This window comes from Gimesia aquarii, assembly GCF_007748195.1.
Classification (GTDB): Bacteria; Planctomycetota; Planctomycetia; order Planctomycetales; family Planctomycetaceae; genus Gimesia; species Gimesia aquarii.
On sequence record NZ_CP037920.1, the window covers coordinates 5,706,267 to 5,729,418 of the forward strand.

Consider the following 23,152-nt stretch of genomic DNA (forward strand, 5'->3'; position numbering starts at 1 on the left):
TAGCAGGCAGATAAGTAACTTTATTCTTGCTCTACAACAGGAGGAACAATGGATCTGACTGACCGTATGAAAGACATTGCTTCAAGAATCCCCAAGCAGATGGATTACACTCAGACTGAAGAAGCAACCAAGAATGCATTCATCATGCCCTTCATTAGTGCGCTGGGTTACGATGTGTTTAACCCTCTCGAAGTCATTCCGGAATATACTTCTGATATCGGAACCAAAAAGGGCGAGAAAGTCGACTACGCGATCAAGAAAGATGATGAGATCATTATCTTAGTCGAGTGTAAATGGTCTGGGGCCGATTTACATAAACAACATGCGTCACAGCTTTACCGTTATTTTTCCGTCACATCAGCACGGTTTGCCATTCTGACAAATGGAATTGAATACGAGTTTTATTCAGACATTGATGAAACAAACAAAATGGACTCCAAGCCATTCTTTGTATTCAATATGCTCCAGTTTGAAGATCATCATATCAACGAACTCAAGAAATTCACGAAGTCAGCTTTTTCTCTGGAAGATATCCTCACAACAGCGAGTACACTGAAATACGCCGGTGCAATTAAGAAAATTTTGCAGGAAGAACTCAAAAATCCTTCAGAAGCATTTGTCCGCTTTATCACGAATCAGGTTTATGATGGTCGTTTGACTCAGCCTGTCATTGAGTAGTTTACAAAGATTGTCAAAGACGCACGTAGTCAATTTATCAATGAGCGCATTAATGAGCGCCTCAAAACAGCCCTGTCTGCCAATCAGTCTGAAGCCACAACTGAAGAAGCCTCAGAATCAGAAGAAACAGACGAGAGCCCTTCTGAAAGAAATGGCGTTGAAACTACTCAGGATGAAACAGACGGTTTTAACGTCGTCAAAGCGATTCTCCGTGAAGTGGTTGACGTTTCCCGTGTCACAATACGAGACACCAAAAGCTATTGCGGCATCCTGCTCGACGACAACAACCGCAAACCGATCTGCCGACTTCGCTTTAATACTTCACAGAAATATCTGGGAGTCTTTTCAAACAAAAACGAAGAGCGTGTTGAGCTTGATAGCATTGATGACATTTTTAAATATGCGGATCGCGTCAAGGCTGTGATTTCAGAGTATGAGGGAAATAGTGGCAATGGGGTTCAAGAGTAGTTGATTCACCCTCGTATTTAGTATCTTTATTTAATAGGAATCTTAGTATTCAAATACATTCTTTGAATACTAAAAGGTTAGATGAAAAATAAATGATTTTGCACTGATAATTTTTAAAAGGCACTCTGGCTTAATCACGTAATGCACAATGATCAAAAATTATTAGATTTATAATTTATTACAAATGGTGGATGGATTGCAAAAGGAAATTTATTTTGGGTTGGAAAAGTACACTAAGAAGCATTGAATCTGGAGTTCGGCGTATAGAACGAGAATCGAGAAAACATCAACGTGAACTCGAAAAACAACGTCAACAAATAGAAAAGATGCAAGAGTTGGAACGGGCTCAGTATGAGGTTGAGTTATATGAGAACTATGTTGAACTTTTACTATCTGTTCATAAAGAATGCGGTCCTATTTGGGATTGGGAGAAGCTCCGTTCCGCAGAATCTCCTTTAAAGCCAAAAAGATCGAACGCCAATCAAAACGCTGCACAAGCTAAACTTTATAGATTTAAACCTACAGTATTAGACAAAGTATTTAAGCGTAATAAAAAGAAGCGAGCAGCTTTAGAACTAGCCGTCGAAGTGGCAAAAAAAACGGATGTTCGTGAATATAAAAAAGCACTCAAAGCTTATGAAAATGAGTTTGCAAATTGGAAAGCAATTTGCAAATTAGCGGAAGATGTTCTCGCTGGAAATACAAAGGCTTATATTGAATCCATTCACAAAACAAATCCATTTAACGATATCACAGAACTTGGATCATCTATTAAGTTTCATGCAAAGAGTAGTTCCTGTATTGAAGCCATATTATGCGTGAAAAGCGAAGAAATAATACCAACCGAAACTAAGAGCTTACTTAAAAGTGGCAAGGTATCAATAAAAAAGATGCCCGTAACTAAGTACTATGAATTATATCAAGATTATGTTTGTGGCTGTATTCTGCGAGTAGCAAGAGAACTCTTTGCATTATTACCAGTAGAATTCGTAATTGTTACTGCCGTGGCTGATTTACTTAATACTCAGACTGGCCACATGGATGAACAGCCTATAAGTTCTGTCGGGATACCTAGGGTAACTTTCGAGAAACTTAATTTTGATATGCTCGATCCTTCAGATTCTATGGGCAATTTCCTTCATAAAATGAATTTCCAAAAGACAAAAGGATTCAAAGCAGTAGATAAAATATCGCTAACAGAAATTCAAAAATCTTGATTAGAAAATCACAAAGCTTAGTAAAACACTGGAAGTATACCATCGCCTGACTTGTCTGATGGTGCTATTACACGAGGTTCGTGATTAAAGTGAGCGGCACGGCGCTAGCCGCCGGTTTTGTTGATGTCATTACAAAATTTGTAATCTGTGGTTTTGATTCTACTTTTGTGAGTGAAAATGGTCTTTCGAATTACCGAGTGCTAGCGCACTTTCGCTCATGGAATTTCGTGAGTTTCGTGTCTTTCGTGGTAATCCTGATTTCTTTTCTTTAGACGAAAGCGTTTTGATGCGGTTTATCCACTTCCCAATTTTCAGCTAGGTGTGGTGGACGCTATTCGGTATGGTGTGGTTTGCTGTTGCTCGTTGGCTTCTTTCAGCAGGCTCTGGTAGGCGGCTTCCAGTTCTTCGTCGGACATGTTTTGGATGTCTGCCGGGGTCAGGTTGAGTTGCCAGAGGCTGCCGCCGGGTGCCACCGCTCGGCTTGTCCGACGGTGCTGTTTCTTATAAACCATAAGTTACTATTTGGTTCCCTGCTCTGTGGTAACTCACTCTACCAAGCATAAATTCTCTTATACCCCCAGTAAGCTGGGCTCGGCCCAAACTTTAGCTGAGCTTACTCACTTATTCTGAATGCCGATGGTGTGAGGATTGCCTCTAGACCATCACTGTCGGACGAGCCGACAGTGGCACACAGTGAATTCTGGGAATTGTGGTTTTGCATCTCATGTTGTGAGAAAAAATAGTCTTTCGCGTTACCGAGTGCTAGCGCACTGTCGCTCATGGGATTTCGTGAGTTTCGTGTTTTTCGTGGTAGTCCTGATTCTTTTCCTTAAGACGAAAGCGCTTTGGTGCGCTTTGTGCACTTCCCGATTCTCAGCTAGGGGTGGTGGGCGCTATTCGGTATGGTATTGTTTGCTGTTCTCTGGTGAGTTTTGTTTTCCCTTGAGAGGTGAGGATGGTCATGTTCGTTATTCCTTTATTTAAACGCGAGCTTACTTTGTTGAGTGGGTCTCATGATGCCCAACGGCACACACGAGTCAATAGAGAGATTTGCGCAGTTTTGTCTGAGATGTGGTATGAAATCGCGGTTTGGTTTTACTTGCGGATTCAGAAAGCGTGCTCAAAAGGAGTGACTCGATACGAGGCAAGGAGAACCGGTTCTGGTGCTTCAGGTGAAAATGTGGAAAAAACGATGCTTTTTCGCATGCACAAACTGAGGTGGTGCACGGTGAGCAGTGCTCAGAAAAACGTGCCTCGCGCGCGCGACGCAGAATCAGGGAGTTTCAAGAACGGTGCGACGGCGTCAAGTGCGAAAATTTCACCGGGATACAACGCGCGAAAGCGAAGAGGTAACTCGTCGCGGGTGAGTCAAGTGGATCTTAGTCTGGTGGTGATCTTGATGAACTGATTCACAATATCCACTATATCTCATGATGACTGTTTTTAGTTCAGTCTCACAGGTTGTCAGCTCTGTCTTGTTCAGAATGATTGTCTTTATTGAATCATCACGATCTCAGGGATGGCCAGAGCTCATCAATTGTCAGACGAATGAAATACAAAAGGAGAGCCTGATTGACACAGACTCTCCTTGATTCATTAACGCGAAACGAGACTCGGATGCTTTTAAAAAACATCCTGAAAGTCTAGTCTAGTGTTTTAATCCGAATATTTTTCCAGGCAACCGAGTAAGGACCGGTTCCTTTTTTGATGCCGTGAACTTGAAGACCAATGAAGCCTGTTGGGTGAGTTTTATAAATTGCTTCGTCTGTCAAGTCTTCAATTTTTTTACCGTTGATCCAAGTCTGAATCCGTGGGCCATTGGCGATGACCTTGAACTTGTTCCATTCACCATCTTTGAGAGTCTTGTGCGGCTTGCGTCGTTCATCTGGTGTGAGCCAACCGCGGCCCGTTGCTTCGCCATAGATATAACCGGCCTCAGCACCATTGTTGCCGCTGGCTTCGATCTCGACCTGAGGACCATTCACGCGACCATTTCCATCTTTCTGCTGGCTACGAATCTGCACGCCAGAATTGAGCTTATTATGAACTTTGACTTCAAACTCCAATTCGAAATTTCCGAAGTTCTTCTTAGTACACAAGAAGGAATTCGGACTCCCTTCTGAAGTCGTCCCCTCAATCGTACCATTCTTCACTTTATAAGTGGCGGTCCCATTATGCTGAACCCAGCCATCAAGTGTTTTACCATCGAATAGATTCACCCAGCCAGACTTCTCTCCAGCTTGCACACTTCCTGTCAGACAAACAGCCGCTAGAACGGCCAGGCTCAATCCCCAGACTCGATATCGTGTCATTTTTTCTCTCCAAGTAAAATCATATTGTTGTCATATCATCTCAAGCAAAAAGTATCGTACCAAAGCCGTAACATCAAATCGAGCAGGCAAATCTGAATCCAGCAAATTAGCGGGCCAGAACGGGGCCTGGTGCATTAATGGCATGCGCCTGCTTTGCATCTCCCGGCATTTCACGGTGTTCAAATTCAGGCGGCTTGGGTGCACCGGGTCGCTGATTTCGATCCAAAGTCGGATTCTCTGGAATCGTATCCCCTGTCTCCTCAGTCCATTGATTTAATACGCCTCTCAGCCGTGCCAGTTCATCAGCATACTCTGGTTTCGTGGCCAGATTGTTAAACTGATATGGATCTTCCGTAACGAGATATAGTTCTTCTTTAGGTCGAGGCTTTAAAAAAACATCCTGTTGATATTGGTTCAATTTACCCGCCTTAAATCGCTGCCAGAGAATTTCACCTGAGGGAAAATCAATCGATTCGACGCAGAGGTTTCGCTGTTCCGGCCACGCATTCCGGATGTAGAGCCAATCTCCTGAACGCACCATGCGTTCGTGTGCTTTGAATACATGCCAATTGTGTTCAGCAAAAGCATAGTCACGAGTGATTGCATCAGGTTGAGTGAGTAATTTCTGAAAACTGACTCCCTGAATCCGCGGATCAATGGGGACTCCTGCGAGTTCCAAGACTGTCGGTCCAATGTCAATTGAACTGACTAGGCTCTTACTCACTGTCTCTGGCTTTACGACAGCAGGCCAGCGTATCATCATCGGCGTTTTAATACCGCTGTCGTAGAGTCTGGTTTTACAGCGGGGAAAGGGACGACCATTGTCAGCGAAAAAGAGAATTAATGTGTTGTCGTCAATTCCCTGTGTTTTGAGTTCATCAAGAATTTTGCCGGTAAAGAAATCAATCCGACTAATTTCATCATAATACTGCGCCAGGTCGCGGCGGGTCTCAGGGGAATCGATCAGGTAAGGAGGGACGACCACTTCGGAAGGTTGATGTGGTTTATATTCTTTGGATGCCTGCCAGGCCCTGTGTGCATCTACCGAGGCGAACCAACAAAAAAAAGGTTTGTCCTTTGGTCTTTTTTTGAGAATGGGAACCCAATCGGCCTCTCTGCCCGGCCCCTTTCCTTTCGAGACATGATCAAAGGCAGTAAGTGCATAATTGCCCATGTGTTGTTTGCCGGAGATAACCGTATAATATCCAGAATCTCGCAGCAATTGTGGAAACAAAACCTGACTTTGGGGAAGCGGCGTATGTAATTCGGGAGCGCCCGTATTATGCGGATAGCGGCCTGTGATCACACTACAACGACTGGGACTACAACTGCTGGTCGTGAGATACGCGTTATCAAACCGCAGCCCCTCTTTCGCGAGGCGATCGAGATTCGGAGTTCGAATGGTGGGATGCCCATAACAACCAAGATCATTCCAGGAAACATCATCTGCAAAAATCAAAATGATATTGGGTCTGGTTGGTGATGTTTTATCCTCTGCAAAAGCAGATTGATTTAATAGAATTAAGGAAAAAAGAAAACAAAGCCAGTTAAACGAACGCAGTAAAACGCACATTGTGCACGCAACCTCAATCAAAAGAATCAAAGACAAAGAATTGCCATTTTAAATTGGCAATCACTACCGTACAAAATCAGGCAAGACTTCTCAATCTTAAGGTTACAAATTTGTTTTAGAGCTAATTAGAGAGGTGATTCATAAAGAATCATTAATAATGATTCTTCTATTCCTCATCAGGATCGAGGCCAAAATCTTCCGACTCTTCATCGAGCAGGAAATTTTCATCAGAGTCTGGTTCGTCTGCTTCTTGAGCAGGCTCAAATGAAATCGTGAGATGAACTTCGTGATGGATGACGGGATTAAACTGTGTTCCGAGCGGATCAAATCGAAGATGGATATTTGCTTCTGAAGCGATTTCATCAGCGGTGCGTTCTGCTGTGTCGGCCAATTCACTCTGACCACTTTCCCGATAACAGGTCTCTAATGATTTCCAGGGTAGCTGGCTATGTGGAATGGGTAACAAATCAGCAGCATATTGTAATGGTTTGATCGCTTCTGAATAGCGACCGACTCGTTTCAGTGATTCTCCTCGTAGAAAGGAATAGGAGGCCGTTAATGATCCCGGATCAGTGACTTTATCTAACTCCCTGAGTGCTTGTATTGGCATTCCCAGTTCTAAATAGCCTTCAGCTGCAATCAATTTGCGAACCGTTTTTTGAGGAATTCGAGGAATCATCATTGTAACCTCCCGTTCCACCTCACTGGGTGAATCTTCTGGTTGAACTTTTGGGGAATTAAAACCTCTGAGCCTTCTCATCTTAGTTAATCCCCTATTTTAGAAAACGTAATTTAAAGTCTTCTGGTTCAATTTTACCGCATAGAATGTGCCAAACCTGCCTTCCCTGACAAACAAAGACTATAACCTATTGAATAACAAACACTTACACAATAAATACTATCGTATAGCTAGAGGTAGACAGTGCCACTTTGACAGCCAAAATGCTATCACTTTATAGGCAGTTCTCTTCAATTCGACACCACCAGGAGCCATATATTTAGACAAGTCATATGACAACCCGGTTCGTGTTAAACAAACTCGAATCACCTTCAGAATAACCTGGGAACATTTATCGTTCCTCTGTCTGAACCTATTACGTAACAATCAGGTATTATTCAGAAAGAATTTTGCGAAACGTGTCATCAAATTCAAACTTTTCTGTTGCGTTTGAATCTGGGGAGATCTCAGGAGTCTTTTTAAGCGGCGGTTTGGGATCCTGGGGCCAGACTGTTGAGATTCGAGATGAGTCCCCTTGCAACCAATCCTGATAGCTTGTTGCTTTTCCCGGCTTCAGGAAAAGAACCGTTTTGATCTTCGCTGGATCAAGTTCAGCTTTCGCTTCAGGAATAGTCTGTGCTTCCTCAACGGTTTTCGTTTGTGTGCCTACAGACTTGGTTTCTACTTTTGGCGCGTTTGAAGTGGCTTTTGTTTTCTGCTTTTCTTTTTCTTTAGTCGTCTCTGCTTGAATCCACTCTTCCAGTGTTTTCACTTCACGCTTTTTAGTAGTGTCACCCTTATTTGAGGAAGACTTAGGAGTTTCAATGAACCGTGCAGATTCCTGGTAATCGACTGTACTCGCATTAGAAAATTCATCTCCACCTGACAATGGAATCTCAATTTTCGAACCCGCAAACTGAGTTCCATCTTTGTAGATTGTTCCCCGTTGAAATGGTCCTGCTCCTAGAATCCAAGTGTTGCGAGCCGTGCTCTTTGCCTGGAGAACACCAGATTGCCAGACACGCTCACGTGTTTTCTGGTTGTAGGCAAACACGCTAATCTTGGCAGCGGCACTATGGTTATTCTTCTTTGCTAACGAGATTTCAGGAATCGTTGGAATACTAGGGGCTGTGGGAACTAATGATGCTGCGGAAGAAAGCATATTACTGGCAGGAATTCCGTAGTTCACTTCATGCCCATTGGTGGCCAGGGTGCCAACACGCGCTTCGATCACATAATCAGCATCTTCTTTTTTTTCTTGGATCAAACAGTTGGCTGCGACGATCTGCTGTCGTAATGAACTGATAATATAGTCGCCATTTACAAACCCTACTCCTTTGATGTTTTTGATATACGACGTGTCAAAGAAAACTTTTTTATTTGCCAGATTGCTGAAATCGATTTGTGAAATCGTCTGATCAACGGCATCGGAAGTCAATAACTGCTCGGTCGCACTATTGGTAATCATCTTGCCACACCCTTGTGAGAGGGCCAGCAGCATAATCAGCAAAAATGCAGAGATGCCGTTCTTGATGAACAAATTAAAATCAATCATGAGTTTTGAGCGATCGTGTTTCAGCACTTACTTTGTCGACACGTCTCCCACAGATCTTTCAGAGAATTCCGATCGATTGTAGCCCGGAAGACAATGTGAAATGGAACGTCTATACGTAGTGAACTTACTATCAAGGTCAATGCGAACATCGATAGTCTCATCCGTATTTCTGTTTGATTGTGTGGGAATGGTGGTCAGAACCAGGAAGGAACTTTGACCAGGAGGTAACCCTGCCTTGATCTATGTGATTGTACGATCAAAGACACTCGTTAATCAAAGTGAACCCTTAATTGAGAGTAGTTAAGGAATCAAATTGACAGGCGGAGTATAGCGAACACATGACAAAACTCAAATATGACTTTGGTTTCTGAAAATATCTCTTTAATATTTGCTGTAAAATGACTTAACAACATTTAACGTCCAAAATCCAAGCAAAAAACTATCCAATTTTGAGATTTTTCACTTGGGATTTCGTGGAAAATGAATTCGATTTGGCTCCGCAAAATCGGTCATTCTAGATGAAATATCAGACCAGTCGATAAAAGGACGACGGATTTGTTCGAGGTAAAGCGCCTCGTAGTTTTCTTCGATTTCTTCGACCGCTTCTGCTGTAAGCGACGCCACCTCCGCCAATTCCAAATACCCCCCCAGACGAAAACATTCACTCAATGAAAACCAGGCTTTTCGGCTTTCCATGACAGGAAAAAGACGAGCCGCTTGATGTAAAGGTTCGATTGCCTCATGGTATTTTTCCTGCCGACGATAGGCTTCGCCAATCAAATAGAGACGCATAGCTTCGAGCAGACCTGCATCTTCCAGCGCGTGTAATGCTTCAAGTGCCTGAATGGGCATTCCCAATTCGAGATAACCTTCAGCGGCCATGAGTTTGTGAATTACTTTGGGAGAAACGTTTTCTAACATGATCAATTCCTTTTTTAACCGGTGGGGCAAGCAATCCATTGCCCGGCTGCAGTTGTGTTTCTGTAACTGGTCTCAATCCTCTGAGACATCATAAATTTACAGAGATTCTCAAAAGCAACCCCCGTACCAAATGCGAGGCAACTGTTTCAGAATTCACCTATCTCACTGTCAATAAACGTTTTTTAACAACAATAAATTTCCTTCGTATCGAAAGTATCAGAGAAAAGTGCATTTTCTACTTCACATTCAGCTGTAATTTCTACATCGCTTCTTTTTGATCTATATTCATTCCGTCAGCTCTTTCGAATATCACAAAACTTGCACTTCCTCTACCAAACCTACATGATAGAAGAAAATTGCATATCTACTCTTCTGATTTAATACCAACCGTTTTCCAAAACTGAGGACGATCCCCATGCTGGCTCTTTCTAATCTCTCAAACCGATTCTCTATTCCAGTGATGCTGGGCGCACTCATTAGTTCTCTGCTCTTAATGAGCTACGACCTCACAGAAGCGAATGGTAATGAGCATAAGCGACCGAACATCCTGTTTATTTTTACGGATGATCATGCTTCACATGCCATGAGTTGTTATGGATCAAAAATCAACCAAACTCCCAACCTGGATCGCATCGCTCGTGAAGGGATGATTTTTAATAACTGTTTCTGCACAAACAGTATTTGTGGCCCCAGTCGTGCAGTAATTCTGACCGGAAAACATAGTCATCTGAATGGCTTCAAACAAAATGGCAATAAATTTGATGGTTCACAGCAAACGTTTCCCAAGATCCTGAGAAAAAATGGCTACCAGACAGCCATCGTAGGAAAATGGCATCTTGCCACCCAACCCACCGGTTTCGACTATTCAGAAATTCTGATTGGCCAAGGTCCCTATTATAATCCCCCCATGATCAAAAACGGGAAACGTGTCAAACACGTTGGTTACACGACGGACATCATTACTGATCTCGCACTTGACTATCTCAAAAATAGCCGAGATACGGACAAACCATTCATGCTGATGTACCAACACAAAGCACCACACCGCAATTGGCAACCGGGACCGAAGTATTTACATATGTACGATGATGTGACCATTCCCGAACCCGATAACCTGTTCGATAACTATGAAGGGCGCGGGACCGCAGCCAAACAACAGGATATGACCATCGCGACCACAATGACCCCCTTCGATTTGAAATTAACGCCTCCCAGAAATCTCACTCCCGAACAATTAAAAGTCTGGAATGCCGCTTACGAACCCAAAAACACAGCATTTCGCAAGGCAAAGCTCACGGGTAAAGATCTGGTCCGTTGGAAATACCAACGTTATATGAAGGATTATCTAAGGTGCATTGCTTCGGTCGATGAAAATGTGGGTCGCATGCTCGACTATCTGGAGGAGTCCGGACTTGCGAAAAATACGGTTGTGATTTACTCATCGGACCAGGGGTTTTATTTAGGAGACCATGGCTGGTTCGACAAGCGTTTCATGTACGAGGAATCTTATCGCATGCCGTTTGTGGCACGCTGGCCAGGAGTCATCAAACCAGGCAGTGTGAATAATGATCTGGTTTCCAATCTCGACTTTGCAGAAACATTTCTCGATATTGCAGGCGCAAGAATACCAGAAGATATGCAAGGAGTCAGCTTAATACCACTCTTTAAAGGAAATGAAGTCGCGTGGCGTAAAAGCCTCTATTATCATTACTATGAATTTTATAACGATCGTCGTTCAGCCCATATGGTACGCCGCCATAACGGAGTTCGTACCAAACGTTATAAACTAATTGATTTCTACAATCTGGGGGAATGGGAACTCTATGATCTGGAAAAAGATCCCCATGAAATGAAAAGTGTCTATCATGATCCCGAATATGCACAAGTTGTTACTGATTTAAAAGCAGAATTGAAACGACTCCAAAAGCAATATCAGGTCCCCGATGACAGAGGATCAGTGCAAAAAGACCCACCATCACTTTACATCAAACCCAACCCGCGAGCCACCGGTGCAGGACAGAGAAAAAAATCTGCGCCCAAAAAATAAGTGCTCGTTGAAAGAAGCTAATCATCACTTTGATCAGATCAATCTCTTTTGAGTCCATAAAATTGGATCGCGGCTACTGCATACTGCCGCGATCCAAGGTTCCACCGCCAGGGAGGTAACATCTCGACATTGCGTACCTGCTGCGCGAAAGGAGAGTTCCCTACCAACAACGAAAACAAGACTCCCGGGTGCACGCCATGAAAAAAGTTCTGGGATGAAAGTAGCTGCGAAAGATATTGCTCGAATTGATGGTCGGGTACATGTGGTAAATCTGGTGCGGAGGCCGAAGAAACAAAATCACTTACCAGCAAACCAACCCGGCGCTCGCCCATCAAATCGATCATCGTTTGCAAATGCTGAGAGCGAATGGCGATCATTGTCTCTTCAAATCGTGGATGGGTATCACCCACAGCTTTGACAACCAGATGAATTAATTGACTTAGCAAACAGCTCGAACAGACAACATCAAATGGGTTCAGCAGATTCAAATTCACCGGCTGAGATAATTTCAATATAATATCAGTCAGATTAGAATCGGCATTACTGTCGTCTTCATTCCATGCGGCAAGCTGTTCACCAATTCCGGTCAAATCACTTTTGTGTAGAAAAATTGAGGACTCATTTTCTAACGACTGAGACAGAATTGCACGTTCCAATGCAACTCCATCAATGTCAATCAGGTGTATCTCACTGAATGCATGTAATAATTGTTTCAAATTCAGGTCATTACAATTTCCTGCTCCTAAAACACATAACCGACCTCGATTCTCACCTGCCAGGTCCTTCAGATGACCTGTAAGCATCTCCCGGTGTGTGGCCCCCTCTTCCCAATTGGGAACACTATCCCGATTGAAACGAAACTGTTCCTCAAATAATTCGTTCATTGCAGAAGTTTTATGACTCCGAAATCCCTGGCAATTGCTCTGGTTATATTGATAGAGTCAACTGTACGCCATACATCAAATATATCAATCGAAAACTGATGAGAATCGCATTTTTGGCTACCACTAAATCATTTCGTTAGCCAAACTAGTGCTTTATGAGTTTTTTATTTTGATCTTTTTGAATCTTTTAAACTTTTCCAACTGATCACTTTAGAAACTATGAGAACTAATAAAAAATAGCTTCTCATCCAAGAGTTTCTATCGTTTTTCTGAATGCCATTTGTAATGTTATTTTTTGTAATTGCGTGCCTGGCTCCTTCATTTCTGATTTCTTTTCTGGCAACAGCTGCCATGCGCAAACTGGCCCCCAAATGGGGACTTATTGACCAACCTGCACAAAGAAAAGTACACACAAATCCCACACCGTTGGGAGGTGGTGTAGGTATCTGGCTTGGCGTCGTTGTTCCCATTGGTATGGCCCAGTTGATAGTTTTGATTCTCTTGAAATCAGGCGCGACTCCCTCCTGGATCCCACAGGAACTAGCCCCGCATTTAGAAGGAGTGCTCTATCGCTCACAACTGTTATGGGCAGTGCTGGCAGGGGGAACGATCTTATCGGTCATGGGACTACTTGACGACAAAATCAATATCTCATGGAAGCCTCGTTTGATCATTCAATTACTGGTCGCGATTGGTTTAGTTTTTGCAGGTGTGCGAGGAACGCTTTTTATTCAGCAGCCATGGATCGGCATGTTATTGACTGTGGCCTGGATCATTGTGCTCGTCAACTCTTTAAATTTTCTGGATAACATGGATGGATTGACATCGGGGATCGGTTTAATCGCCGCGGTGCTGTTTGCATTGATTATGTTGCGATTTACCAGTGAACCGCGATGGCTCGTTGCTGGTGTGTTACTGGTTCTCGCTGGTTCAATTTCTGGTTTTTTATGTCACAATTGGCCTCCTGCTAAAATTTTCATGGGAGATTCCGGGAGCTATTTTATTGGCTTGATCCTCTCCACAATGACGATCCTCGGCACATTTTACTCCGGCAATTCAGTACAGGGAGAACCAGTTGCCAGCCGACATGTCATCCTGGCCCCTCTTTGTATTCTGGCAATTCCGCTCTACGATTTCTGTACGGTTATGGTGATAAGACTAAAAGAGGGACGCAGCCCTTTTCATGCCGATAAAAGCCATTTCTCACACCGCCTGGTGGAACTTGGTCTGAGTAAACGAAATACTGTTCTTACCATTCACCTGGCAACATTGACAACAGGAGTCGCGGGGCTGATTCTCTATGAAGTCTCATCATGGAATGCAGCATTACTCGTCATACTGCTGATTGTGTGTGTGCTTTCTATTGTCACAATACTAGAAAACGCAGGTCGGAAAAACCAGGAATGAGTAAACGCCGAAAACAACATCGGTCACAGTCATCTCATACCAAATCCAGTCCCGCTGCGCCTGAACTCCACCCACTACTTTCGTTGTTGACCGGAGTTCAACTGTTTCTTGTTGGCACATTGATCACAACACGTTATTTGCTTCCTGCAGAATCAGCTCCACAGGGGGACACACTACACATAGCTCTTGGCTGGTTCATCGTCGCCATTCTGTTTTGTAGCTCTTTACTATTGGATCGTTACCGGACGCCTCATCTTGACCGCTATGATTTTGGGGTATGGCTACTTGTCTCAGGTCAGGTAATCGCAGCATTAGTGATGATCTTGATTACTGACGGACAGAAAAGGGCCGCTTTGAATCTAATGTGGGAATGGGTGTCACTCGGGCTCTCCTTCTCGTTAATTCGACGAATCATTGCTACAACACAATTGCGCACAGTCTTATTACAAGGACTCTTAACAACAATTGTCCTATTATCGGTCTATGGAATCTGGCAACACCATTGGATGTATGGCCAATTAGCCGAAGAGTATCTCTCCGCGCGGCAACAATTTGATACGGCTACCACGCCGGCCGAGCGTTCCGAATTTCAGAAGAAACTCCTTTCAATGGGTGTCCCCGCCGATGCCTTATCAGGCAGTGGCCAACAGCTATTTGAACGACGTCTGCTGGACAGTACAGAGCCATTAGGTATGTTTGCATTGGCAAATACGTTTGCCGGTTTGCTCGCAGTCGGATTTCTGATTGCATTTTCACAAACGGTACATGCCCTTTTTGACAAAACCAGACATGTCACTTCAAAAGGAAGTCGATTCAAATCCTGGATCCTGTTGCTTCCCACAATTCTCATCGGCTATTGCCTGATCCTGACGAAAAGCCGCACTGCCTGGGTCGGCGTGGTGGGAGGCCTCGTTAGTCTTGGTATACTGAAGCTGATTCGACACAAAGAACAAAGTCAGGCATGGAAAAAGCATGCTATCAAATGGGGAAGCATGACTGGAATCATATTGCTTGGATTTTTTCTTCTGGCAACATTCAGTGGTGGTTTTGATAAAGAGGTTTTGACAGAAGCTCCCAAATCACTGAAATATCGGCTGGAATGGTGGACCGCTACCTGGGATCTGATAAAAGAATCCCCGCTTTGGGGAACAGGTCCGGGAAACTTTCGCGAGCATTATTTGAAATACAAGCTTCCTGGCTCTAGTGAAGAAATTGCCGATCCTCACAACCTGTTTCTCGATGTATGGGCCAATGGTGGAATGATTGCTTTCGCTGGTTTATTAACCGTTCTTATGCTGGCCTGTTATCATTGGGTCATCAAACCATCAGCTTCCAGTAACGAATCCAAGACTGAAATAGATTCGTTTCAAAATGAAATGTCAACCAGTCAAGTGGCTTTGCTACTCGGTTTTATATTCGCATTCCCCTTCTTGTGGGGGATTCAATTATTTCTACAATCCATTGATGAAACTCTGCTCTGGATCTTCTGCCTCGGTTGGTTGGTACTTTATTTTGTGTTGAATTTGGGTTGGAAGACAGACGATGAATTCCAGCAGATGGAGGACCGCTCCTCTTTACTTTCGCTGTCGTTAGCAGCCGGGTTTGTTGCTCTCAGTATTCATCTGCTGGGAGCAGGTGGCATTGCCATGCCAGCCATCACACAAACGTGGTTTTTGCTCCTGGCATTGGCTGTGCCTGTTACCTGTCAACAGGCACATGAAAGTGGAATCCTGCCACTAAAGAGCAGTTCTGGTAAATCTAGGCCTCTGAAATCTATACATTTGAAAACCTTACTCTTATTTGTCTGTCTTTTAATGATCGTTTTCTTCGTCTGGTCATCATTTGCGCCAACAATCCACCGAAAAAGACTCGTAATAAAAGGCGAACAGGCACTTCTGCGTGGTCGGTCCGCCCAGAGTGCTCAACGGTTTTTCAGACAAGCAACCCAGACAGACCCACTTTCACCTGGTCCCTGGCAAGCTTTGGCACAAATTTATTTTAACCAATGGGCTCAGAGCGAGCACGATGACCGTGACGCATTTGATCAAGGGGTAAAACAACAAAAGGAGGCTATCAAGCGGAATCCGTTCAATCCACTCAATTACTTTGAGTTAGGGCAGAAGTTTTTCCAACAATATCAAGTATCAAAAACACAAGCTGACTTAACTGACGCCATCGAAAACCTGAGTCTGGCAGTCACTGGCTATCCTAATAATGCCCGTTATCGAGCTGTTCTCGCCGAAGTTTTATTTGAGGCAGGCCAATTAAATGAGAGTCAGGGTGAAGCAAGGCAGGCTATTAATTTAGACGAGGCGAATCATCAAGCTCAGCATATTGACAAATATCTGACTGAAAAGACTTTAAATAAAATGAAAGAGATAATTAACTTAAGTCATAGGAATCAGAATTGAACTCCGACAAACTTAGGTTCATAATATCATTGGGTATCATTTACCAAGTGATTTGAAATGTATCTGCTACCTGATTTTGTTTCCGTATTATAATCTCAATTAATAAATTCATCGCTGGTGTAAATATGAATCTTCGAGCTATTCTCACAACCATTGTTGTTTTAATTGCTGCTCTTGCAGGAACTATCTGGTTAGGAAGAGGTAACAGCACACTAGAGACCGGAAATTCTGGGAACCGACCAAAAGCGGTAGAAGATGACCGACCCAAAGTTTCAGAGACCGGTCCCTACCCTAAAGCAGTTGTAGATGAAGAACTCTATAAATTTGGAGAAATGGCAGTCGGGCAATCTCTATCGCATAAATTTGTGCTAAAAAATGAGGGAGAAGCTCCACTGGAAGTGAAAAAAGGAAATACAACCTGCAAGTGCACACTCAGTGAAATGAAAGACAATGCGGTCGCACCAGGCGAGTCAATTGAAATCGAACTCATCTGGACACCGAAGACCCCACAAGAAAATTTTGGGCAAACTGCGACGATTTGGACCAATGATCCTAAAAACCAGGAAATGAAATTACAAATCGAAGGAACAGTCAATAACCTGATTTCCTTCACTGGTGATTCACTGGGTAGTCCGAATTGGTCTCTCCCTATAATGTCAACTGAAGAGCCTGTATCGTTCACGGGAAAAATTCATACCAAGTATCTAGATGATTTTAAAATCTTAGAGATTATCTCTAGCAATCCCGGTTTAAGTTCTTCCTCGAAACCACTCACTCCAGAAGAACTAAAAGAAGTTGACGCCAAATCTGGATATGGAATAAAAATTACTGGAGACCCCAATAAATTTCCTCTCGGTGGATTTATGGAACGGTTGACTGTCAAAACAGACATTCCTAATAATCTGAAATCTCAGGAGCAAGATAATGCACACAAACATGCTGATCATGAAGGCCATGATCATAAACATGGGGAACAAGAACAGTATAAGGAATTTGTGATTCAAGTCTCAGGAAATCACACGGGCCCCATTCGCATTGTGCCCACATTTGGAGTTCACTGGAATCCCAAAACCATGGTTCTCAATTTGGGTGAATTTGCTTCTAAAGAAGGAAAAGAAGTCACACTTTCCATGTTCGTGGAAGGAACAGAACAACCTTTAAAAATATTGAGCCAGAAAATTGTGCCTGATTTTCTAGAGTTCGAACTCAAAAAAGATGACAAATTTCAATCAAAAACAAAACAACGCTATCAACTGAAATTTGGAGTACCAGCTGGAAAACCTTCCATGTCATTTGGTCGAGGGAATTTAGCCAATGTAAAGTTGCAGACTAACCATCCGAACGCAAAAGAGATCAACTTCCGTGTTCAGTTTATCTCGCTATAGGCTAAATATCTTTAACATTGTAGATCTCCCTATTGAAGACACTTCATTTTTTTGGACTTTTGTATCTGAACTCTCCGGGGCTGGGGCCAGATCCACTTTGACGCAATACTATGCTATGAGCTAAAATAGATAAAGAGGGCTCCCTATTATGTCTATTCCCCTCATAAACTCCCATGGAAGGTTGCATTGAATGTTTTATAAAAGAGATTCCGAGCATCATTATCAGGTTGCCCTGCTTGTTAGCATTCTCTTGCTGACTGGTTGTGAAAAGAAAATATCCCAGTCCCCTACAGCAAAGAATTCAAATTCTTTAGTAGCTGAAAACCAGTCAGCAAATTCGGACTCAAAAAAACCTGTTACGACCAACACTGGTAAAGAAACTTCTGCTGCACAGACACATCAAAAAACTGAAACTGGCCATCACAAATCAGCGTCCAAAAGCTCACCTAGACCTCTTTTTAAAGACTGGCCTGCGCCCAAGCTGGCAATCATACTTACCGGTGAACGTCGTGGTTACCTCGAACCTTGTGGCTGTACTCAAAATCAAACTGGAGGCGTTTCTCTACTTGCTAATCTTGTCAAAAAAATCGAAGATCGAAAATGGCCAGTGACTGCCTTTGATCTAGGGGGGCTTGTCAAACGAAACCGCCGTCAAAGTCAGATCAAATACGAGACCATTTTAGCATCGCTAAAAGACATGAAGTATGCTGGTGTAGGTTTGGGGCCTGAAGAACTCAGGTTTGGTGCTGATATTTTCCTGCAACTGCATAACCCAGAACCTGCCTCTCCTAACACAACGCCCACATTTCTGGCAGCCAACATTCTCATCCTGGAGACACCTGAGTTAGGTAAAAGCCATTTCAAAATTATTGAAGTGGGTGGGGTGAAAATTGCTGTGACTTCCATCATTGGAAAAAGCCGGATGGAAAAAGTTCCCGATATCATTTGGCAAGAACCAGTTAAAGTACTGCCAGAGGTCATTAAAAAAATGCAAGCAGCGAAACCTGATTTGATGGTTCTGCTTTCTCAATCGGATAAGGAAGAATCAAAGTCCATCGCTGAAAAACTTCCCGTTTTTGATATTCTGTTGACCGCCGGCGGTGTCGAAGATCCTATCGGGGAACCGACGTTTATTGGCAAAACGATGATGGTCGATGTTGGTCATAAAGGAAAAAATGCCGGCGTCGTTGGTTATTATCCACAGGACGCAGCCAAGGATGATCGATCCAAACGATTCCGATTCACAGTGATCGAACTTGATAAGCAACGCTTTCAGGACACACCACGTATGGCCGAGCATATGCAATTCTATCAAGATCGGCTGAAACAAGAAGATTTGGCTGCGAAGGAACTGCCCATTGATCATCCACGCGGTGCAACATTCGTTGGTGCAGAAACATGTGGTGAATGCCACACAAAAGCATATGAAAAATGGCTCACTACCGCGCATGCTCATGCTTACGAAAGTCTCATCACCGGCCGAGAAGACCAGAAAGGCCAGAACGTCATTTCACGTATCTATGATCCAGAATGTCTTTCCTGCCATGTCACCGGCTGGCATCCACAGGATGTAATCCGTTACAAAAGTGGTTTTGTCAACAAAAAAGAATCTCCGCATTTACTGGGGCAGCAATGCGAAAACTGCCATGGTCCGGGAAGTGGACACATCGAACTAGTCGATATGGACAAACTCGAAGAAGCCAAAAAAGTCATGCGGGTTACACTGGCCGAAGCCAAAAAGAAGACCTGCTATCAATGTCACGACCTGGACAATAGCCCCAATTTCGAATTTGACTCTTATTGGGAAAAAGTCAAACACCCCTGGCGGGATTAAAATGCTGGAAGTAGAACAAAAATTTGCCATCTCTGACAAAAACGATCTGTTACATCAACTCGACCATATTGGCGCCAGACGTGGAGATTGCCTGAAACAACAAGACCACTATTTTGCACATCCTATTCGTAATTTTGCTGAGACAGACGAGGCAATTCGTATTCGCTGTAACGGGTCCAATAATCGAATCACGTATAAAGGCCCAAAACTCTCAACAATCAGCAAAGTGCGTCAGGAGATTGAACTTGAATTTGAGTCAGGTCAACGCGCATTTGAACAATTGGCGGAAATGCTTGAAATTCTAGGGTTTCAACCTCTCAAAGCTGTCAAAAAAGTACGCACCCCCTTCAGCTATTCACACGGCCAACATACTTTTGAAATTACGATAGACGAGGTGGAAGAACTCGGAACCTTTGCAGAAATTGAATTAATGGCAGAGGAATCTGAACTCACCAATGCGGAAGAAGCCATCATTGAATTGGCAAGATCTTTGGGATTATCCAATCCGATTCGGCATTCTTATTTAGGGATGTTGCTTGAAAATGAACCTTAAATCTGGCTCCACAACAGTGTCTTGCAAATTTTGAATCTTTCCTGTGATTTATTCCTTTTCAGATTCGCAGAATTCTGAAATAATTGCTGCCAGACATATTTCTCTTATGTTTTCTATTGTGACAGGAGAAAAACTTGTTAGTATATCTTCGTCCACAATAGACATTTCCTTTTAAATCCATGGGTCGAGACGGCGTTCAATAATGACGTCCCCGCAATTCTCGACAAATTAGGCACTTGCTTCGCCTGACGAACTCGAACTCAATTTTGCGGGGCAACTGTCATATTATTGAAGGAAGACCTCAATGGCTGCAAAGGCACGATCAAAACGAGCCGCTAGTACAAACACAACTCAAAACAACGGTTCCGCCACTCCTGATGGAATGCTTGATAATGCTCTCGGGCAAATTGAGCAGGCCTTTGGTAAAGGCGCCATCATGAAATTAACGGGAGACAATGCGCAAGTTGTCCCCGCCATCGCTAGCGGTGCCCTTTCACTCGACTTGGCTCTAGGTGGTACCGGCTTTCCTCGCGGACGGATTATTGAGTTATATGGCCCGGAATCAAGTGGTAAAACCACACTGGCCTTACATGTGATCGCAAATGCACAAAAAGAAGGAGGCATCGCTGCCTTTATTGATGCCGAGCATGCACTCGACCCAATCTGGGCTAAAAAGCTCGGAGTCAACATCTCGGAATTATTGGTTAGTCAGCCTACTTATGGTGAAGAGGGGCTGCAAATTGCCGAAATGCTGATCAAATCAAACTCTGTGGATGTGATCGTCGTCGACTCGGTCGCTGCATTAGTTCCCAAAGCAGAACTGGATGGCGAGATTGGTGATACCCACGTTGGTCTCCAGGCCCGCATGATGAGTCAAGCCATGCGAAAGTTGACAGGAGCGATTTCTAAGTCCAAAACGACCGTGATATTCATCAACCAGATTCGTGAGAAAATTGGTGTCATGTTTGGTAGCCCCGAAACAACACCCGGTGGGCGCGCCCTGAAATTTTATAGTTCGGTACGTGTTGATGTTCGTCGAGTGGCAACGCTGAAAGATGGAGATACGATTACCGGCATTCGTATGAAAGCCAAGATCGTTAAAAATAAGATCGCCCCACCGTTCCGAGTTGCTGAATTTGATATGCTCAGTTCAGGGGGAATCAACTTCGAATTGGACCTGCTGGATTTAGCTGTTGAAAATAAAATTGTCAAAAAGAGTGGTAGCTGGTTCAGTTATGGAGACACGCGTCTTGGCCAAGGCCGGGACCGTTCTAAGGCCGTTTTGGAAGAGAACCCAGATCTCTGCCAGGAAATTAAACAGAAAGTACTCGTGGCTCAAGGGCTGGTCCCTTCTCCGGAAGCCGTTGAAGCTTGATCTGGCAATCTTTCTGCAAAATCAGTAATTCATAAAATTCCCTCAACGACCTTGATTCCGACAGTGGTATTCAAGGTCGTTTTGCATTGGGTTCTCCCTTGAAACACTGTAAAATTGGTATTTATTCTAATCAGCTCAGGTGAGAACAGTAATTCTACATCACTCATATAAGAAGTTTCTTTTGATTTCGTCTAAGGCAACAAATGTTCGATGATCAATCAACAAAATTTGCTCAAAACCAAGTGGTGTTCATCACAACCTTGGTAATCAGTCTGTTTTTATTCTCATTTCAAAAAAGTAATTCGCTTTATGCGCAAAGTCTCGACGCACGGGCTGTTGCTATTGCCGTCGAAAAACAATTGATCACAGCCATTGAAAGGTCTGAAAAGTCTGTCGTTGCGATATCAAAAATTAAAACTAAAAAACAACAGATCCAATCTCGAATTCCCGCTCCTTTTGGGCTCGACCCTAATCAACAGTTTAATGAATCACAAAACCCACAAAACCTGAGTTTTATCCCTAACGAATTTGGTTCGGGTGTAATAATCCCAGATCCAAAAAATCAGAAGCGAACTCTGATACTCACGAATTATCATCTGACACAGGGGGGCCCCGTCTCAGGACAAAAGACTATTCCTGAAAATCGTATTTATGTTCACACAGTTAATCGCCGGGGCTTTTATGCGGAAATTATCGCTGCTGACCCGCGTAGTGATTTAGCCGTTCTCATCCCGGCACGCACACTTACTCGTGAGTATGCACAATCACTGGCCCCCATTAAATATGGGAATGCTGAATCGATTCGAAAGGGACAATTTGTTATTGCTTTGGGGAATCCTTATGCCATTGCCCGCGATGGTTCTCCCAGCGCCAGTTGGGGAATCTTAAGTAACTTTCATCGATTTCCTGTTCCTATTAGAAAACATTTTTTTGATCAAGAAATTGCCAAAGAAGAAACGCTGCATCATTTTGGAACTTTATTGCAGGTTGACACACGCCTTGATTTAGGAACAAGTGGTGGTGCATTACTGGACCTCGATGGAAATCTGATTGGAATTACAACATCACTGGCAGCATTAGATGGATATGAAAAGTCGACAGGCTATGCAATTCCGATCGACAAAGCGACAAAGCGTATCATTAATAGTCTCTCTGCTGGACTGGAAGCAGAATACGGTTTTCTGGGTATCCAGCCAGAAACGATTGAACGAAATAGAGCAAGACACAGTATTCCTGGGAGTTCAGCTCTCCAAGATCCCTTCTACGTGTCAGCCGTCAATGTGAAACAACATTCCCCTGCCCATTTGGCCGGCATGCAACCGCGTGACTTGATTCTTTCAATCAATGGTAAAAAGTTGACAAATCATTTGGAACTAATGCGGGAAGTAGGTAAAGCAGGAGCGGGAAATGAAGTAAAGCTTCAAATATTAAGAGGAAGAAAACCGCGTGAGTTGACTCTGACAGTGAAACTAGGAAAATGGCCAGTGGTTGACGATGAAGGGATAATTCAAACTCAATACCGGCACCCTCTCTGGCGCGGACTGAGAATCGATTACCCCACAGCACGCAGCAAATTTACATATAGTCCATTCAGTTACCCGCCGGCAGTCGTAGTGACGCATATCGCTCCAGAAAGTCCCGCTCAAGTGGCTGGTCTTAAAGAAGGAACATTTATCAGCCATATTAATAATCAAGCAATCAAGACACCTGATTTGTTTTATCAGGAAGCACAAAAAATAAGCAATTCACAACAAGTAACATTACAACTTTTGGATGGCCGAAAAGTTATCCTTCCCCCAATTAAGTAATCTTAA

At 43.5% G+C, this 23,152-nt stretch carries 18 protein-coding genes; 12 read left to right on the top strand and 6 right to left on the bottom strand.

All coding sequences use genetic code 11. From position 1 onward, the window contains the following. The first annotated feature begins 48 nt into the window (after window positions 1–48). The 4 genes from V144x_RS28505 to V144x_RS21790 all read left to right on the top strand — a co-directional run bounded on the left by V144x_RS28505 (window position 49) and on the right by V144x_RS21790 (window position 3,771). Window positions 49–678 carry a type I restriction endonuclease gene (locus V144x_RS28505; RefSeq protein ID WP_197998573.1) on the top strand — a complete coding sequence of 210 codons (630 nt, stop codon included), beginning with the start codon at window positions 49–51 and terminating at the stop codon, window positions 676–678. A 216-nt stretch (window positions 679–894) separates the two neighbouring features. Further along, a complete protein-coding gene (locus V144x_RS28510; protein ID WP_197998574.1) occupies window positions 895–1,146 on the top strand; it encodes a hypothetical protein in 252 nt (83 codons plus the stop codon). A 215-nt stretch (window positions 1,147–1,361) separates the two neighbouring features. After that, a complete protein-coding gene (locus tag V144x_RS21785) occupies window positions 1,362–2,363 on the top strand; it encodes a hypothetical protein (RefSeq protein ID WP_144988126.1) in 1,002 nt (333 codons plus the stop codon). Between the two features lie 961 nt (window positions 2,364–3,324). Next, window positions 3,325–3,771 carry a hypothetical protein gene (locus V144x_RS21790; RefSeq protein WP_144988128.1) on the top strand — a complete coding sequence of 149 codons (447 nt, stop codon included), beginning with the start codon at window positions 3,325–3,327 and terminating at the stop codon, window positions 3,769–3,771. A 235-nt stretch (window positions 3,772–4,006) separates the two neighbouring features. Here V144x_RS21790 and V144x_RS21795 read toward each other — a convergent pair whose 3' ends face one another. The 5 genes from V144x_RS21795 to V144x_RS21815 form a co-directional block, all read right to left on the bottom strand. Continuing rightward, the gene (locus V144x_RS21795; protein WP_144988130.1) at window positions 4,007–4,675 is read right to left on the bottom strand and encodes a 3-keto-disaccharide hydrolase; all 669 of its coding nucleotides are present in this window, start codon (window positions 4,673–4,675) and stop codon (window positions 4,007–4,009) included. Window positions 4,676–4,781: 106 nt separating this feature from the next. Then, window positions 4,782–6,248: a sulfatase family protein gene (locus tag V144x_RS21800; protein WP_144988132.1), complete on the bottom strand. Its 1,467-nt coding sequence runs from the start codon at window positions 6,246–6,248 to the stop codon at window positions 4,782–4,784. Between the two features lie 166 nt (window positions 6,249–6,414). After that, a complete protein-coding gene (locus V144x_RS21805) occupies window positions 6,415–6,930 on the bottom strand; it encodes a tetratricopeptide repeat protein (protein ID WP_144988134.1) in 516 nt (171 codons plus the stop codon). Between the two features lie 430 nt (window positions 6,931–7,360). Then, window positions 7,361–8,521, bottom strand: coding sequence for a DUF6655 family protein (locus V144x_RS21810; protein ID WP_144988136.1), 1,161 nt, complete (start codon window positions 8,519–8,521; stop codon window positions 7,361–7,363). 459 nt (window positions 8,522–8,980) lie between these two features. Next, window positions 8,981–9,442, bottom strand: coding sequence for a hypothetical protein (locus tag V144x_RS21815; protein ID WP_144988138.1), 462 nt, complete (start codon window positions 9,440–9,442; stop codon window positions 8,981–8,983). Window positions 9,443–9,857: 415 nt separating this feature from the next. On the opposite strand from V144x_RS21815, the gene V144x_RS21820 reads away from it, so the two are divergent. After that, window positions 9,858–11,489 (top strand): sulfatase family protein, encoded by a 1,632-nt coding sequence (locus tag V144x_RS21820; RefSeq protein WP_232102600.1) that lies wholly within the window; start codon window positions 9,858–9,860, stop codon window positions 11,487–11,489. A gap of 38 nt (window positions 11,490–11,527) precedes the next feature. On the opposite strand, the gene V144x_RS21825 is transcribed toward V144x_RS21820, so the two are convergent. Further along, window positions 11,528–12,373 (bottom strand): hypothetical protein, encoded by an 846-nt coding sequence (locus V144x_RS21825; protein ID WP_144988140.1) that lies wholly within the window; start codon window positions 12,371–12,373, stop codon window positions 11,528–11,530. 285 nt (window positions 12,374–12,658) lie between these two features. Here V144x_RS21825 and V144x_RS21830 point away from each other — a divergent pair, with 285 nt between their 5' ends. From V144x_RS21830 to V144x_RS21860, 7 genes are all read left to right on the top strand, one after another. Then, on the top strand, window positions 12,659–13,780 hold the full coding sequence (locus V144x_RS21830; RefSeq protein WP_232102601.1) for an MraY family glycosyltransferase: 1,122 nt from the start codon (window positions 12,659–12,661) through the stop codon (window positions 13,778–13,780). After that, entirely contained in the window at window positions 13,777–16,191 is a 2,415-nt protein-coding gene (locus tag V144x_RS21835) for an O-antigen ligase family protein (protein ID WP_197998575.1), read from the top strand. Before V144x_RS21830 ends, V144x_RS21835 begins: the two co-directional genes overlap by 4 nt. A 125-nt stretch (window positions 16,192–16,316) precedes the next feature. Further along, window positions 16,317–17,576, top strand: coding sequence for a DUF1573 domain-containing protein (locus tag V144x_RS21840; protein WP_144988146.1), 1,260 nt, complete (start codon window positions 16,317–16,319; stop codon window positions 17,574–17,576). A 190-nt stretch (window positions 17,577–17,766) separates the two neighbouring features. Then, complete coding sequence (locus V144x_RS21845; protein WP_144988148.1) at window positions 17,767–19,410, top strand: multiheme c-type cytochrome; 1,644 nt, start codon at window positions 17,767–17,769, stop codon at window positions 19,408–19,410. A 1-nt stretch (window position 19,411) separates the two neighbouring features. Continuing rightward, on the top strand, window positions 19,412–19,963 hold the full coding sequence (cyaB, locus tag V144x_RS21850; protein WP_144988150.1) for a class IV adenylate cyclase: 552 nt from the start codon (window positions 19,412–19,414) through the stop codon (window positions 19,961–19,963). A 304-nt stretch (window positions 19,964–20,267) separates the two neighbouring features. After that, the gene (gene recA, locus V144x_RS21855; protein WP_144988152.1) at window positions 20,268–21,338 is read left to right on the top strand and encodes a recombinase RecA; all 1,071 of its coding nucleotides are present in this window, start codon (window positions 20,268–20,270) and stop codon (window positions 21,336–21,338) included. Window positions 21,339–21,541: 203 nt separating this feature from the next. Beyond that, entirely contained in the window at window positions 21,542–23,146 is a 1,605-nt protein-coding gene (locus V144x_RS21860) for a trypsin-like peptidase domain-containing protein (RefSeq protein WP_144988154.1), read from the top strand. Window positions 23,147–23,152 lie beyond the last annotated feature (6 nt).

Coding starts and splice junctions, on each gene's coding strand:
- V144x_RS21815 (WP_144988138.1), bottom strand. CDS start 9,442: ATGTTAGAAAACGTTTCTCCCAAAGTAATTCACAAACTCATGGCCGCT.
- V144x_RS21830 (WP_232102601.1), top strand. CDS start 12,659: ATGTTATTTTTTGTAATTGCGTGCCTGGCTCCTTCATTTCTGATTTCT.
- recA (WP_144988152.1), top strand. CDS start 20,268: ATGGCTGCAAAGGCACGATCAAAACGAGCCGCTAGTACAAACACAACT.
- V144x_RS21860 (WP_144988154.1), top strand. CDS start 21,542: ATGTTCGATGATCAATCAACAAAATTTGCTCAAAACCAAGTGGTGTTC.
- V144x_RS21805 (WP_144988134.1), bottom strand. CDS start 6,930: ATGATGATTCCTCGAATTCCTCAAAAAACGGTTCGCAAATTGATTGCA.
- cyaB (WP_144988150.1), top strand. CDS start 19,412: ATGCTGGAAGTAGAACAAAAATTTGCCATCTCTGACAAAAACGATCTG.
- V144x_RS21810 (WP_144988136.1), bottom strand. CDS start 8,521: ATGATTGATTTTAATTTGTTCATCAAGAACGGCATCTCTGCATTTTTG.
- V144x_RS21835 (WP_197998575.1), top strand. CDS start 13,777: ATGAGTAAACGCCGAAAACAACATCGGTCACAGTCATCTCATACCAAA.
- V144x_RS21800 (WP_144988132.1), bottom strand. CDS start 6,248: ATGTGCGTTTTACTGCGTTCGTTTAACTGGCTTTGTTTTCTTTTTTCC.
- V144x_RS21820 (WP_232102600.1), top strand. CDS start 9,858: ATGCTGGCTCTTTCTAATCTCTCAAACCGATTCTCTATTCCAGTGATG.
- V144x_RS28505 (WP_197998573.1), top strand. CDS start 49: ATGGATCTGACTGACCGTATGAAAGACATTGCTTCAAGAATCCCCAAG.
- V144x_RS21825 (WP_144988140.1), bottom strand. CDS start 12,373: ATGAACGAATTATTTGAGGAACAGTTTCGTTTCAATCGGGATAGTGTT.
- V144x_RS21840 (WP_144988146.1), top strand. CDS start 16,317: ATGAATCTTCGAGCTATTCTCACAACCATTGTTGTTTTAATTGCTGCT.
- V144x_RS21845 (WP_144988148.1), top strand. CDS start 17,767: ATGTTTTATAAAAGAGATTCCGAGCATCATTATCAGGTTGCCCTGCTT.
- V144x_RS21795 (WP_144988130.1), bottom strand. CDS start 4,675: ATGACACGATATCGAGTCTGGGGATTGAGCCTGGCCGTTCTAGCGGCT.
- V144x_RS21790 (WP_144988128.1), top strand. CDS start 3,325: ATGTTCGTTATTCCTTTATTTAAACGCGAGCTTACTTTGTTGAGTGGG.